The sequence below is a fragment of the uncultured Parasphingorhabdus sp. genome (assembly GCF_963975735.1).
GTDB lineage: Bacteria > Pseudomonadota > Alphaproteobacteria > Sphingomonadales > Sphingomonadaceae > Parasphingorhabdus.
This window is the reverse complement of record NZ_CAXBIA010000002.1, coordinates 127,304-141,815: the sequence shown is the minus strand read 5'-3', so window position 1 is coordinate 141,815 and position 14,512 is coordinate 127,304. Positions and strand designations below refer to the sequence as shown.

Here is a 14,512-nt window from a genome sequence, read left to right as displayed (position 1 = left end):
TTCGAGTAAGCGAGATTTTCTATGTCCAGACCAGCCTCCGCAGTCGCAATCATCATTGCGGCCAGCATTTCCACGCCTGCCAGTGCCGTACTACCGGCACCGGTTAAAGCAATGATCGACGCTGCCATTGCATCCGGCAACAAACAGGATGTGCAAGCTGTCGCAAAACTGGCCAAAGCCACCAATCCGGATGATCACGCCGAAATCGATGCCATCATGTCGAGCTATAATGCGCAACTGGCTGCGAAAGCCGAAGCCGAGCTGCGCGAGAAACAAGAGGCCGGTTTCTTCGAACGTTGGAAAGGCCAGGGGGAACTTGGAGGTTTTCGTTCAACCGGGAATACCAGCAATCTGGGCCTTTCCGGCGGCGTCAAACTGGCTAAGGACGCCATAAAGTGGCGGTTGAATTTTCAGGCGCGCGCCGACTATCAACGCAGTGCCGGCGTAACGACCCGCGATCAGTTGAGCGCGACGATCGAGCCCAATTACAAGTTCGACAAAAGCCTTTACGCTTACGGTCTGGCGCAATTTGAGCGGGACCGTTTTCAGGGATATTCTGCCCGCTACACCCTGTCGGGCGGATTGGGTTACGAATTGCTTAAAACCAATGACTTGCGGCTCGCAATCAAGGCTGGCCCGGCAATCCGGATAACCGACTTCGCCGACGGAGAGAGCAAAAGCAGCCTGGCCGCATTGGTCGGACTGGACTTTGACTGGAAGATTTCCGACCATCTGAAATTTTCCCAGGATGCCGGCGGCACTTATGCTAGCGATGCACAAGGCTTCACTTCGGCCATCGCCGTCATCGATAGCGACAACACAACGATCAATGCCACCTCAGCTCTCGACGCAAAGCTTCTCGGCTCACTTTCAGCACGATTATCCTATACGATAGAACATGAAACCAACCCTGCAGCGGGCAGTATCAAAACCGATACTCTTAGTCGCGCAACATTGGTCTATGACTTCTAAACGTCTGGAAAACCACGCCCGTCAGGGTGTTTCGGTATCCGGCTCTTCATCACCGATTTTCGGCTTTGGCGTAACCGCTTCAGCCGACAGAACCGGTTTCTTGTCTGCCAGTTTGATAGCCGACGCCAGCTGGTCATTCTGTGAGCAGCTCGACCGGCACAAGGTTTCAATCCGCGAAAGATTCACCCGGGCTTTTTCCAGCGCGCCCCGCTGGATGAGAGCCTCGCCCTGTCCGGCCAGTGCATCGAGATTGTTCGGATCCAGTATGAGAGCCTCGCGATACAGACGGATCGCCTTGCCAGGCAGCTGCTGAACGCGGGCAATTTGTGCCAAAGCGATGAAGGCCGAGCCATTGCGCGGATCGACGACCAGCGATGTTTCATAAAGGTCCGCTGCGAGATCAAGCTCGCCCCGTTTCTGCGCGGCTTCGCCCAAGTGCATATATTCGACCGAGCGCGGCTTGATTTCAATATCGGCCGCCTGGCCAAAGCTGGCGCTCGAAACAGTGACAAAAACAAGGGACAAGGCGACAACGGCCGGTGAAAAACGCATAATCAGCTCCAATAGACTCTCGCGACCATAGCCAGATTCATCTGCATGCTGGCTTAACATGATTTGCTATCACAATTTTTCGAGACAGGTAAAATAAAAGCCATCCGTTCCGTCATGATGCGGTGAGAGAAGTGCGCCTTTACGATATGGGCGGCCAACCGGCAAATCAATCGATATTTCCTGCCATTGCGGATGGTTCTCGAGAAACCTGTCCGTCTGGTCACCGCCTTCTGCGTCAAGAAGCGAGCAAACGGCGTAAACCAGCCGGCCGCCGGGTTTGACCATCTCGCTGCCCAGCTCCATCAGCCGCTGTTGCAATTCTGTCGTGTGATCCAGCCGCTTAGGCGTCATCCGCCAGCGCAGCTCCGGGTTGCGCCGCCAGGTTCCTGTTCCGCTGCAAGGAGCATCGATCAACACCAGATCGCAACTGGCTTTCAGATGGCCAAGCGCTTCCATTTCATTGCCCGGTGCGAGCAAAATGGTCTCGATATTGCGGGCACTCGCCCTGCGTTTGCGGGGCTCTATCCGGCTCAGCCGCCCACGATCCGTGTCCGCCGCGATAATCTTGCTTTCCGGAGGCAGCATGGCCGCCAATGCCAGGGTCTTTCCACCAGCCCCTGCACATAGGTCCAGAACAAGCTCCGGCTTGGCAGCAGCGCCTGCCATGGCAATCGCCTGGCTGCCGAGATCCTGAATCTCGATGGCGCCTTCACGAAAAAGCGCCTTGTCTTCCAGCTGGCTTCCGGCCGGAAGCTCATAGCCATGCGGCAAGGCCAATGCGACCGCTTCGGGCCATGCCGATTTGACTTCCATGTCCGTTGAACGATGCCCGTTGACCCGGACATGCAGCGGCGCACGATCGAACAATGCTGTCCGTTCGGTTTCGTCGATCAAACTGGCGAACCTGTCCGCCAGCCAGTCCGGAACCTGCGCGCCGCTGGCGACCCGTTCTCCTTCTGCAATCGCCGCAGGGCCATAGTTGGAACCGCTGAAAAGCTCGCGCAATTCCGGCTGCTCTGCCACCAAACCGAGCAAGGCCTGCCTGCCGCTTTCCGGCCGGTCGCCCCAGCGCCGGATGGCGGAATAGACCAGTTCGCGAATGGCGCGGCGATCGCCCGACCCGGCATAGCGCCGTTCCTTGAAAAATTTCTTCGCGATATTGTCGGCTGATGCACCATTGTCACGCGCTGCGGCAATGATCCAGTCGAGCATCTCTATCGCGGCTTGCAGCCGTGCCGAAGGGGTCACTGGTCCATGCGATCGTCAGCATCGAAACAATAATATACTATCCGCGCATCCGGTCCATATTCCGTCTCGACCATCGCCTTCCGCTCGGAAGCGCCATCTTCACAGCTGTCCAACGTCGAATAGACGTCATTCGTCCAAAGCGGAGTGTTGTCCGCCTGCCCCGCAGGCCAGACAAACATCAGCAGCAATATTTTCGCCTCGATTATGAGATCCATGCAAAGGTCCTAACGCGTGGGATAATTTGGCGCTTCTCTGGTGATCGCTACATCATGGACGTGGCTTTCCTGCAATCCGGCATTGGTGATCCGGATGAACTCGGCCCGTTCGCGCAGATCTTCGAGCGTCGCCGAACCTGTATAGCCCATGGCTGCTTTCACGCCGCCGACCAGCTGATGAATGACATCGCGCGCCGGCCCCTTGAACGGCACCTGCCCTTCGATACCTTCCGGCACCAGTTTCATCTGGTCCTTGATATCCTGCTGGAAATAGCGGTCCGCCGATCCACGCGCCATAGCACCGACCGAACCCATGCCGCGATAGCTCTTGTAAGCGCGGCCTTGATAGAGAAATGTCTCGCCCGGCGCTTCTTCGGTTCCGGCAAGCAATGATCCGATCATCACGGCTGATGCACCGGCGGCCAGCGCCTTGGCAACATCGCCCGAAGTCCGCAGTCCGCCATCGGCGATAACCGGAATACCGGACTTTTCCGCTTCTTCCGCACATTCCATGATCGCGGTCAGCTGCGGAACACCGACGCCGGCGACGACTCGAGTGGTACAGATTGAACCCGGTCCGATGCCGACCTTGATACCGTCTGCCCCTGCGTCGATCAGCGCGCGGGTCGCCGCTGCGGTCGCCACATTGCCGGCAATGATCTGGGTATTGTTCGAACGCTTTTTGATATCTTCCACTGCCCGCGCAACCATCGCGCTGTGACCATGGGCGGTGTCTACCACGATCAGATCACATTCCGCGTCGATCAGCGCCTGGGTCCGTTCGAGTCCGCTTTCGCCGACGGTCGACGCCGCCGCGACGCGCAAACGTCCGGTTTCGTCCTTGGTCGCGTTTGGATAAGTGACGGCTTTCTCGATATCCTTGACCGTGATCAGGCCGACGCAGCGATAGTCATTGTCGACCACGAGCAATTTTTCAATTCGCCGCTGGTGCAAGGTACGCCGCGCTTCTTCCTGACTCACGCCGGCCGGAACCGTCGCCAGATTGTCCTTGGTCATCAGCTCCGAGATCAGCTGTTTGGGGTTTTCGGCAAAGCGGACGTCGCGGTTGGTCAATATGCCGACAAGCTTGCCCGACTTCTCGACCACCGGAATACCGGATATCCGGTTCTGCTCCATGGTCGCCTGCGCTTCTGCCAGCGTTGCATCGGGTGCGATGGTGATCGGATTGACGACCATGCCGGACTCAAATCGCTTCACCTGCCGAACCGCGGCGGTTTGCTGTTCGAGCGTGAGATTGCGGTGCAAAACGCCGATGCCGCCCATTTGCGCCATGACGATCGCCATGTCCGACTCGGTAACCGTATCCATGGCGGAGGAAAGAACCGGAATATTGAGCCCGATCAGCTTGGTCAGCCGGGTCTTCGTATTGGCCTGGCTCGGCACGATCTCGGAAGCGGCGGGCCGCAACAGGACGTCGTCAAAAGTCAGTCCCAACCGAATTTCTTTATGTTTGCCTGACCTGCTCATTTTCGCCACTTTCCGATGTCTGAATGTGATTCTGTGGCGGCCCATGTAATCAGTAATCGGCTCCGCCGCTAGTGGCTAATCCGGGATAAGTGCCGGTCGAGGAAAAATATCGACCCAGCGCGACGTGGAAATTGGCATCTGCAGCCGCTCCCGCCAGCAACAAGTTGTCGTTCACCTCATCGCTAACATCATGATAGGGACCATTAATATAGGCCTGAAGCCGGTCCTCGTCGGCAAAGGCACTGGTAATCATATAGGACGGAATGCCGCGCTCCAGAAAAACATAGCCGTCCTGCCGTTTGAGATAAGGATCTGACGTGCCGCTGCGGTCAATCTCGCGCCCCTCCTGCGCGGCGACCGTCTCGATATCCTGGTCGAATCCGGACTGGCCCAGACCGACGACGGCAATCTTTTGCCCGTCGTCCGAAAGCGCGATGGTATCGGCGTTGAAAACCGCAACAAAATTTTCGAGCGCGATTGGCGGATCGCTTACAAAAGCCCGCGCGCCGAGCAGGCCCTTCTCCTCGGCAGTGGTCGCCAGGAAATAGATATCCCGGTCATGACCTTCGCCGGACAGGCCTTTAGCCGTTTCGATCAGCAAAGCTATACCGCTGGCATTGTCTATCGCGCCATTGCAGATCCGGTCTTGCTCGGGCGCGAGCGGATCTTCCACCCGGCATATTCCGAAATGGTCCCAGTGCCCCACGAACAGCACTGCGCCGCTCCCGGGACTGGTGCCGGGGATCTTCCCGATCACATTGTGTGACCCATAGGATCGGACCCGGGTCTTTGCCGTCGCGTCCGCGCTCAGACCAAGGTCAACCACCGAGATGGAGGCGCTATCATCCAGCAGCATGTCGGCATCAAGTCCGGATTGCTTGAGCAGTTTCCTAAACTGATCGACGCTGATCAACCCTTCGAGCGCCGCATGATTTTCCGGATCAGCCAATGTTGTCGATCCGCGCTGGTAGAAGCGCTGAAATCGCGCCCACCGGTCCTGATCTTCAAGGATCGAAATCACTCCGACCGCTCCGGCCTCGATCAACTGCATTTTTCGAGTTCGATAATCCGGCAACTCGTCCCTGTCTTCCGGTGGCGTGCTCGGCAGCAAGACCAGCTTTCCCGCAACCGACGGACTGCCCGCTCCCGCCTCCGCATAGCCGGCGAAGACAAGCGCCATATCGGCTTGACGGGAAGATGGTTCCCGGCCGCGCAAAACGATCTCCTCCGGCCGCAATCGTACCGCCCTGCCCGAAGCTGCGGCTGAAAAAACTATATGAAAACTCTCAGGCACACGCTCCACCAACGTCACTGGCTTGTACCAGCTGTCTTTTTCACCTGCGGGCTTCAGCCCGGCCTCCGCCCACTGCGTGGCGATATAGTTGACGGTCTTGTTTTCACCGATGGTGCCGGGACCCCGCCCTTCAAACGCGTCACTCGCCAATATCTCGATATGCTTGAGCAGGTCCGCTTCGCCAATCGCCTCTGCGCGCGCTGCGCCGGAGAAAATCAAACCCGATAAAACCAAAGCAACAATGAAACGCATTGCAACAACAACCCTTTTGTTAACCCAAATAATTTGCTTTTTCCTTGGCATTATCCCGCAAATAATCAATGATAATGAGACGGTTCGCAAGGGAGATTGGAAATGGGCGTTTCACTGTTATTATTGGTGCTATTGGTCACCATCATCTATCTTTTTGCGAGCATCAAGATCGTCCGGCAGGGCTATCACTACACGATCGAATATTTCGGCCGTTTCACAACGACCGCCCAGCCGGGGTTCAATTTCTATCCGGCATTTCTTTATCGCGTCGGCCGCAAGGTCAACATGATGGAACAGGTGCTGGATATTCCGGGCCAGGAAATCATCACCAAGGACAATGCGATGATCTCCACCGACGGCGTGGTGTTCTTCCAGGTGCTCGACGCTGCCAAGGCGGCATACGAGGTCAACGATCTCTATAACGCGATCCTCAACCTCGTCACTACCAACCTGCGCACGGTCATGGGTTCGATGGACCTTGATGAAACTCTCTCCAAGCGCGACGAGATCAACGGACGGCTGCTGACCGTGATTGACGATGCGACGACGCCGTGGGGGATCAAGATCACCCGGGTCGAGATCAAGGACATCCGTCCGCCTCAGGATATCATCAACGCGATGGCCCGGCAGATGAAGGCAGAGCGCGAGAAACGCGCCAATATCCTTGACGCAGAAGGCGCGCGCGCCTCCGAAATCCTGCGCTCAGAAGGCGAGAAGCAGGGGCAGATCTTGCAGGCTGAAGGCCGCAAGGAAGCCGCCTTCCTCGATGCCGAAGCCCGCGAACGCGAAGCCCAGGCCGAAGCGAAAGCAACCCAGATGGTGTCCGAAGCCATTGCCGGCGGCAATGCACAGGCAATCAACTATTTTGTCGCTCAGGATTATGTGAAGGCGGTCGAAAAATTCGCTACCTCACCGAATGCCAAAACCATATTATTCCCGATCGAAGCCACGCAGCTGATCGGAACATTGGGCGGCATTGGCGCTTTGGCGAAAGAAGCGCTGGGTGAAAACACGCAGATGTTTTCGCCACCAGCGCGCAAAGGTCCTTTCGACAACAAGGACTAAGCGAGGCAACGAGAAAGCAGAGCATAGGCAATGGATGACTTCACCATCAACAATCCGGAATATGTCTGGCTGGGCCTAGCCGCGCTGCTCGCGCTGGCGGAGCTGTTCGTGCCGGGCGTCTTCCTGATCTGGGTGGCTGCAGCAGCGGCGGTGACCGGAATCCTGTCGCTGTTCATCGACATGACCTTTGCCGGTCAGCTGACCGTATTTGGCCTGTCGACCATAGCCGCAGTGCTCGGTGGACGGCGCTGGTATCTGACCCACAATGTCGAAAGCGAAAGCCCTCTGCTCAACAACCGTTCGGCGCAGCTGGTCGGACGAACCGTAACCGTTGTGGAGACAATTTCTGCCACCAGCGGACGGGTGAAGGTCGCCGATGGCGAATGGAAAGCCAAAGGGCCGAACATGAAAAAAGGGACAATCGCAAAGGTCGCAGCGGTAGAAGGCGGTGTCCTCCGGCTGGAAGCGCTGGAAGACACCGCAATATCGGATTCCAAACCTATTTCTTGAAGAAACCCTTCGCCATATTGGTGATGTCGTTGATCGGATTGCCATCGCCATCGCGGTCCAGAAAGCTGGTCGCCTTGCCCAGCAAGCCTTCTTTGCCGGTCAGTTTGTCCATAAGACTGCCCTCGCCATCCAGACCGGCTTTTTCAGCCAGTGCCGGCAAGAGGCCTTTAAGTTTTTCAGCGTCAACACCCGCTTCAGCAGCCGCTTCCTTGATCGCGGTCATCTTGTCGGTGCTGCCGTCGCGCAATTTTGCGAACAGTGCCTCACCACCCTTTTTGGCTTCGTCGGCCGTCATCCCGGCTTTTTCCGCAATGTCGTCGATACTGAAATTTTCGGGCAACATATCCATGATTTTTTCGAGCATGCTCATAATCCATATCCTTCAATAGAGGTAAGTTTAGCGTACCAGCTTTCCGGCCATTCCAATAATGTCATCTAGCGGATTGCCGTCGCCATTCAGATCGAGCATCGAGGCGATACCGCCGAGGCCACCGGAAGATGCATTATTGCCTCCGCCCAGCAAACCGCCGATCAGGCCGCCCAGTCCGCCGCCGCTACCGGCGCTGCCCGAACTTTCCTTGGCCATATATCCGGCGACCATCATGGCAACGACCGGCAACATTTTCTTCAGCAGATCGCTGCTGATGCCGGTCTGCTGTTCTGCGCCCGCCGCGACGGTCCGGCTGACTTCCTTGGAACCGAAAATCTGGCCGAGCACATCATTGCCTTTTTCAACCGGAGTTGGTTGCGTACCGAGCACGCTGTCGAGCAGTCCGCCACCACCGAGTTGGCCCAGCAATCCGCCGAGCCCATCGAGACCGCTTGGCTGCGCCTGCGTCGTTTTCTTGAAGCCGCCCAATATGGCGGGCAGCAAAGCTGCTGCACCCGCTTGGGCGACGCTTTCGTTGACACCCAGTTCCTTGGCCATCGTGCCAATGCCGCCCGACTGCTGCAACATATCCATAATATTCATCGTCGCTCTCCTTCATTGCCGTGACGGCATGGTTGATTCTTTACTTGTCAGGACCTTAGCATATTTTCACGGCAGAAACCGGCCAATCCACAGATTTACGAGTGTTTACACCTTTGATGTGGCGGATAAGCGCCGTTGCGGGAGATGGGCAATTGACTCCGCAACGGCTAGCACCGAGATATCCATTCAAGGGCGCGGTCACGTGAGAGCGGAACCGCAAGGCCCCTAATATATAAAGGAACAAGACATGAGCATTTTCGGAAAAATCAAGAACGCGATTTTTGGCGGCGAAGCCAAGGCAGCAGAACCTGAAGTAGCGGCAACACCTGTTGCAGCAGCGCCGGCTCAACGCGCGGCGATCAGCGAAGTAGACGTTGCTTCGCGGCTCGACAGCATCCCGGGCTCGGACAAGCTCAACTGGCGCACTTCGATTGTCGACCTGATGAAGCTCGTCCAGATCGATGCCAGCTATGGCAATCGCAAGGAACTGGCGCAGGAACTCGGCAACAGCGATTATAGCGGTTCCGCCGAAGACAATATCCTGCTGCACAAGCAGGTCATGAACAAGATCGCTGCAGCGGGCGGTATCGTTCCGGCGGAACTGAAAGACTAATCATCTGGACGATATGTCCGTTTGAACTTAGGCGGGGGCTGTGAGCGATCATAGCCCCCTTCTTTTTGCCCCTCTTCCTGCTGCAGAAGCCCCGAAGGGTTGCCGCCGCTGTCCGAGACTGGTTGGCCTGAGAAAATCCTTGCGCAAGGATCATCCGGACTGGTGGAACGCGCCGGTTCCAGCCTTTGGTGACCCGAAGGCATGGCTGGCTGTCGTCGGCCTCGCTCCCGGCACGGAGGGCGCCAACCGGACCGGCAGACCGTTTACCGGCGACGCCTCGGGCGAGATGTTGTTTGCTACGTTGACGAAGTTCGGTTTTGTGAATGGGACATTCGCCAACGACCCGGCAGACAGGATTACCCTGAACGGAGCGATCATCCTCAACGCGGTCAAATGCCTGCCGCCGGAGAACAAGCCGACCGGCGCCGAAATCAACAATTGCCGTCCCTATCTCGCCAAAGCGCTGGACGGATTGCCGGAACTGGAAATCATTCTGGCGCTAGGCAGGATCGCCCACGAGAGCATCGTCCGTCTGTCCGGCGCAAAACTCGCCGATCACAAATTCGCCCACGGCGCACAGCACGAGCTACCAGATGGCCGCACCCTGATCGACAGCTATCACTGCAGCCGGTACAATATGAACACCCGGCGATTGACGGTGGAAATGTTTGAGGAAGTTTTCGAGCAGGCGGCCTATTTATCCTCGGCCAACCGCCCATAAAGCTCCGGACGCCGGTCCCTGAAAAATCCCATGCCGGCGCGGTGCTTGCGCGCCTGATCGAGATCGAATGATGCTGTCAGAACGCCGGTCTCCTGCGAGCTATATTCGGTCACCAGATCACCCCATTCATTGGTGATGAAACTGTGACCGTAAAAGGCCTGCTCCTCTTCGACCCCGATGCGATTGCTCGCGACCACCGGCATGCAGTTGCTCACCGCATGGCCCTGCATCGCCCGCCGCCACATGCGGCTGGTGTCGAGATCCGCGTCATAAGGTTCGGAACCGATCGCAGTCGGATAGAAGAGAATTTCCGCACCCATCAGCGCCATCGCCCGCGCGGTCTCGGGATACCATTGGTCCCAGCAGATGCCGACGCCGATCCGGGTGCCGCAGACATCCCAGACCTTGAAACCCGAATTGCCGGGGCGGAAATAGAATTTTTCCTCATAGCCGGGGCCATCGGGAATATGGCTTTTGCGATAGACGCCCATGATCTCGCCATCGGGACCGATCATCGCAAGACTGTTATAATAATGCTGCCCGTCGCGTTCGAAGAAACTGGCCGGAATAGCCACGCCATATTGTTTGGCGAGCTTCTGCATGGCGAGCACCGGCGTGCTTTCGCTTAGCGGCTGGGCCAGAGCGAAAAGCGCCTCGTCCTCGGTCTTGCAGAAATAGGGTCCGGCGAACAGCTCGGGCGGCAAGATGATCTGGGCCCCCTGTTCCGCCGCTTCGGCGATCAGGCCGCTGACGGCATAGATATTTGCCTGCTCATCGCCCCCCAGGGGCAGCTGCAGGGCTGCTACGGATATATTGGTCATAGCAGCCCCATTAGCGGCTTAAGGCCGCTTCTTAAACAATAATGTCATCCGGTCGGATTCACCGATCGCCTGATATTTTGCTTTATCCGCGTCGCCTAGTGCCAGCACCGGAGGTAATGTCCAGACGCCGCGCTCATAGTCGGACGTGTCGGCCGGATTGGCATTGATTTCGGAATCGCTGACCAGTTCAAAACCGTTCAGTTCGAACAATGCCACGACCGACGCCTGTTTCAGATAGCCCTTGGTACCATTGGACATGGCATAAGATGCGTCGTCTTTGGCCCGGTGCTGGACAATCCCGACCATCCCGTCATCGGCCAGCATATCACGCAAGGCGCGCAATTCGGAGTCCGCCCGGTTTCCGTTCAGCATGCCGTGCAAGGACCGGAATATCAAGATCCGGTCGACCTTGCCCTTCTTGTCATCGGGCAGCTCGTCGCTTTCAAAGGCGAGTATCTTGCCGGCATCAACGCCGGTCCACTTGGCTGCTGTCGCCGGGAAGCTTTCGGGCCAGCCCTTGGTCCGCGCCTCGCGGGCACGGTCGGGAAAGCTGCTGTCGGAACTGTCAGCGTTGATCGCGATATATTGCCCGCTAGCGGCGAGATAAGGCGCCAGCACGCGCGTGTACCAGCCGCCACCGGGGCCATATTCGACAACCGTCTGGCCGGGTTTGACGCCAAAGAAAGCAAGCGTCTGAGCAGGATGACGATAGGCATCGCGGGCCTTGTCGTCGGCGCGGCGCTCATGCGACAATACCGCCTGCAGGCCGGCGTCGGTCATCGCGGCTCCTTCTTCATGGTGCTTCGCAGCGCCGGGAACGGCCATTCCCAGCATTGCGAGCGCCGCGCTTGCCATCAGTAATTTTTTCATATGATTTTCCTCTCAAACAGTCGGGGGTTATTTTCTATGGCTGACACTAGCCCGTCCCCGCCGGGACACAATATGTAATAAAGGGCTAATCTATCCGCGGGATCTGCTGCGATATGCAGTGAAAGCTGCCGCCGCCGCGGAGCAGCGCCTGGCTGGACAGCCCGATCACCTTGTGGTCGGGGAACAGCGCCGCGATTTGATCCACGGCCTTGCTGTCATTTGCTGCCCCATATTGCGGAACCGTCACGACCCTGTTGCCGATATAGAAATTCATATAGCTGGCCGGCGCGATATCGCCGTCAACTTCATATCGCCCCGCCGACGGCAGGCGCACGACCTGCAAGCCCGATGCAGCGGCCCGCGTTGCGGCATCGTCAAAAATCTCGGCATTGGGGTCGTCAGCCGTATCGGCTTGCGGGATGGCGACCATGTTCGGGGCAACGAACCGCGCAAGATTGTCGACATGGCCATCGGTATGATCGGCGACAAGCCCGTCTCCGAGCCAGCAGATATCCTGCACCGCCAAAGCATCACGCAGCCGCTCGGCAACCTGTTCTTTGCCAAGCCCGTCATTGCGGTTGGCGTTTAGAACGCATTGCGCAGTCGTGATCAGCCGGCCAGCGCCATCGCCATCGATAGCGCCGCCTTCCAGTATCCAGTCCTGATCGCTGACCGGCAGGTCGAACCGCTTTGCCAGCCGCCGACCGACATCCTTATCACCGGCCATCTCATATTTGCCGCCCCAGCCATTGAAGCGAAAATTCCGGCCATCAGGGCCATTTGGCCCTGCAATGAAAACCGGCGCGCTATCACGCAGCCAGACATCACCAAAAGGTTCGACAACCACGTCCACGCAAGACTGGACCAGTCCGCGCGCGACATCCGCGTCCGCGACGTCCCGGCACACCAGAACAACGGTCTCGCCTGCGCCGTCATCGGCTATCGCATTGGCAAAGGCCGCCACTTCGCGTTGCGCCGCCTCCCGGCCCACCGGCCATTCCGCCGGATCGCCGGGAAAGCCGATCCAGACCGCCTGATGCGGTTCCCACTCTGCGGGCCATCTCGTCATGCGTAGCGTCCGGGATCAGTTGCCGGCGCGGCTCTTGTCCCGCGTTGCACGGAATTCGTCGCCATCATTCCAGTTCGGCCAGTCTTCGGTCATCGCCAACATCCGGGCCACGGTATAATAGACTTTCAGATCGCCCATCACGCCGTCCCAGTTCCAGTTCGGATCATATTCGTCCTTCGGACCGTGGTAGCGATTTTCGGTATAATCTTTCGAAATGGCTTCACCGGCTTCCCGGCCACCTTCGACAAGATCCTCTCCACCTTCGAAATAGATCATCGGCACGCCAAGCTTGGCAAAGCTGAAATGATCGGACCGGTAATAATAGCCCTTCTCCGGTGTCGGCTCGGCTTCGGCCACGCGGCCATCGCCGGTCAGCGCCGCTTCGAGATAGCGATCGAGACCGGATTTCCCTTTGCCGACCACAATCACGTTCTTGGCAGGGCCAGCCATGCCGAAGGCATCCATATTCACGCCACCAACAGTCTTGCTCAGCGGATAGATCGGGTTTTGCGCATAATAAGCCGAACCCAGCAGGCCCGACTCCTCGGCTGTCACGGCAAGGAAAATAATGCTGCGGTCCGGCGCGCCTGCCTTCACATGGGCCTCCGCCAGAGCGACCAGCGCGGCCGTTCCGGTAGCATTGTCGACCGCACCGTTGCAGATATCGTCACCATCCGGTGCCGGCTTGCAGCGACCGAGATGGTCCCAATGCGCGGTGTAGATCACATATTCGTCAGGGCGGGTCTTGCCCTTCAAAATGCCGACGACATTCTTGCTGTCGGTTTTCTTGATATCATTCTCGAGCGAAGCGGATGCTTTCAGCTTCAGGTCGACTGCCTTGAAGCCCTTTTTCTTCGCTGCCGCCATTTGCGCGGTCAGGTCCTGCCCCGCCGCCGCGAAAATCTTGGCCGCCGCATCCTTCTGGACCCAGCCGTTCAATTTGGTCTGGTCCGCGCCGCCGTTCGCCGACTGGGCGTAAAATTGTTCACCCGTCCAGCTCGATTCGACAACATTCCAGCCATAAGCTGCCGGATCGGTATCATGGATGATCAAAGCCGCCGCAGCGCCCTGCCGTGCCGCTTCTTCATATTTATAGGTCCAGCGCCCGTAATAGGTCATCGCCCGACCGCCAAAATCGCCTTCAAGGCTTTCGGTTCCGAAATCGGGATCATTCACCAATATGACGACGGTTTTGCCTTTGACATCTACGCCGGCATAATCGTTCCAGCCACGCTCGGGAGCGTTGATGCCATAGCCGACAAACACCATGTCGCTGCCGGCAACGTCAATTTTCGGCTGCTCCTGGTAGCTAGAGACGACATAGTCACTGCCAAAGGCAAAAGACAAATCACTCTTTCCACCGCTGATTTTCAGAGGCGACATATTCTTTGCGGTAATCCCGACCAGCGGCACATCCTGAAACCAGCTGTCGCCATTGCCGGGCGACAGGCCGGCTTCGGCAAATTTCTTGGTCAGCAGCGCAAGGGTTTTCTCCTCGCCTGGCGTGCCTGGTGCCCGGCCTTCATACGCGTCAGAGGAAAGCTCCTCTGTGATAGACTTCATTGTGTCGACCGACAATTCGGGTGCCGCAATTTCCGGCAACGCGACAGCGGCATCGCCTTCATCAATTTTCGTGCAACCGGCCAGTACCAGAGATGGCACCAGCAACGCCCAAAGCGATCGTTTCAACATATAGCTATCCTTCTGAAATTCTCTGTTTCGAAAAACCTTAGCCGCTCAATGCCAGACGCGTTTCAGCAAGGCAAGAAGCGTGACGGCTCAATCATTGGGTGCCAGCCATCACAGCACCGGACAGAAGTGGAATGCAAAAAAAAGGGCGGCCCGTTGG

At 57.6% G+C, this 14,512-nt stretch carries 16 protein-coding genes; 5 read left to right on the top strand and 11 right to left on the bottom strand.

Annotation, left to right across the window (positions count from 1 at the left end):
• Positions 1-21 precede the first annotated feature (21 nt).
• A complete protein-coding gene (locus tag AACZ86_RS04260) occupies positions 22-972 on the top strand; it encodes a DUF481 domain-containing protein (protein WP_339689613.1) in 951 nt (316 codons plus the stop codon).
• 21 nt (positions 973-993) lie between these two features.
• Here AACZ86_RS04260 and AACZ86_RS04255 read toward each other — a convergent pair whose 3' ends face one another.
• From AACZ86_RS04255 to AACZ86_RS04235, 5 genes are all read right to left on the bottom strand, one after another.
• Complete coding sequence (locus AACZ86_RS04255) at positions 994-1,524, bottom strand: tetratricopeptide repeat protein (protein WP_339689610.1); 531 nt, start codon at positions 1,522-1,524, stop codon at positions 994-996.
• A 69-nt stretch (positions 1,525-1,593) separates the two neighbouring features.
• Positions 1,594-2,772, bottom strand: coding sequence for an RsmB/NOP family class I SAM-dependent RNA methyltransferase (locus AACZ86_RS04250; RefSeq protein ID WP_339689608.1), 1,179 nt, complete (start codon positions 2,770-2,772; stop codon positions 1,594-1,596).
• Complete coding sequence (locus AACZ86_RS04245; RefSeq protein WP_339689605.1) at positions 2,769-2,987, bottom strand: hypothetical protein; 219 nt, start codon at positions 2,985-2,987, stop codon at positions 2,769-2,771. The genes AACZ86_RS04250 and AACZ86_RS04245 overlap by 4 nt, the downstream gene beginning before the upstream one ends.
• A 9-nt stretch (positions 2,988-2,996) precedes the next feature.
• Entirely contained in the window at positions 2,997-4,475 is a 1,479-nt protein-coding gene (guaB, locus tag AACZ86_RS04240; RefSeq protein ID WP_339689604.1) for an IMP dehydrogenase, read from the bottom strand.
• Positions 4,476-4,524: 49 nt separating this feature from the next.
• The gene (locus tag AACZ86_RS04235) at positions 4,525-6,021 is read right to left on the bottom strand and encodes a M28 family peptidase (RefSeq protein ID WP_339689601.1); all 1,497 of its coding nucleotides are present in this window, start codon (positions 6,019-6,021) and stop codon (positions 4,525-4,527) included.
• A gap of 102 nt (positions 6,022-6,123) precedes the next feature.
• Between AACZ86_RS04235 and AACZ86_RS04230 the strand changes: the two genes are divergently transcribed.
• A complete protein-coding gene (locus AACZ86_RS04230; RefSeq protein WP_335653528.1) occupies positions 6,124-7,086 on the top strand; it encodes an SPFH domain-containing protein in 963 nt (320 codons plus the stop codon).
• A gap of 30 nt (positions 7,087-7,116) precedes the next feature.
• Positions 7,117-7,596, top strand: a complete 480-nt coding sequence (locus AACZ86_RS04225) for an NfeD family protein (RefSeq protein WP_339689599.1) — start codon at positions 7,117-7,119, stop codon at positions 7,594-7,596.
• On the opposite strand, the gene AACZ86_RS04220 is transcribed toward AACZ86_RS04225, so the two are convergent.
• Together AACZ86_RS04220 and AACZ86_RS04215 are read right to left on the bottom strand one after the other, a co-directional pair.
• Entirely contained in the window at positions 7,586-7,966 is a 381-nt protein-coding gene (locus AACZ86_RS04220; protein WP_339689596.1) for a hypothetical protein, read from the bottom strand. The two genes, AACZ86_RS04225 and AACZ86_RS04220, sit on opposite strands and share 11 nt — an antisense overlap.
• 27 nt (positions 7,967-7,993) lie before the next feature.
• Complete coding sequence (locus AACZ86_RS04215) at positions 7,994-8,569, bottom strand: DUF937 domain-containing protein (protein ID WP_339689594.1); 576 nt, start codon at positions 8,567-8,569, stop codon at positions 7,994-7,996.
• A 247-nt stretch (positions 8,570-8,816) separates the two neighbouring features.
• Here AACZ86_RS04215 and AACZ86_RS04210 point away from each other — a divergent pair, with 247 nt between their 5' ends.
• On the top strand, positions 8,817-9,182 hold the full coding sequence (locus tag AACZ86_RS04210; protein ID WP_335653532.1) for a DUF3597 domain-containing protein: 366 nt from the start codon (positions 8,817-8,819) through the stop codon (positions 9,180-9,182).
• 40 nt (positions 9,183-9,222) lie between these two features.
• Positions 9,223-9,903, top strand: coding sequence for a uracil-DNA glycosylase (locus AACZ86_RS04205; RefSeq protein WP_339689592.1), 681 nt, complete (start codon positions 9,223-9,225; stop codon positions 9,901-9,903).
• Here AACZ86_RS04205 and aguB read toward each other — a convergent pair.
• From aguB to AACZ86_RS04185, 4 genes are all read right to left on the bottom strand, one after another.
• Positions 9,876-10,724 carry an N-carbamoylputrescine amidase gene (gene aguB, locus AACZ86_RS04200; protein WP_339689590.1) on the bottom strand — a complete coding sequence of 283 codons (849 nt, stop codon included), beginning with the start codon at positions 10,722-10,724 and terminating at the stop codon, positions 9,876-9,878. The two genes, AACZ86_RS04205 and aguB, sit on opposite strands and share 28 nt — an antisense overlap.
• An 18-nt stretch (positions 10,725-10,742) precedes the next feature.
• Entirely contained in the window at positions 10,743-11,594 is an 852-nt protein-coding gene (locus AACZ86_RS04195; RefSeq protein WP_339689587.1) for a hypothetical protein, read from the bottom strand.
• Between the two features lie 85 nt (positions 11,595-11,679).
• Positions 11,680-12,663 (bottom strand): agmatine deiminase family protein, encoded by a 984-nt coding sequence (locus AACZ86_RS04190; protein WP_339689585.1) that lies wholly within the window; start codon positions 12,661-12,663, stop codon positions 11,680-11,682.
• Between the two features lie 15 nt (positions 12,664-12,678).
• On the bottom strand, positions 12,679-14,355 hold the full coding sequence (locus AACZ86_RS04185; RefSeq protein WP_339689583.1) for a M28 family metallopeptidase: 1,677 nt from the start codon (positions 14,353-14,355) through the stop codon (positions 12,679-12,681).
• Positions 14,356-14,512: the final 157 nt, after the last annotated feature.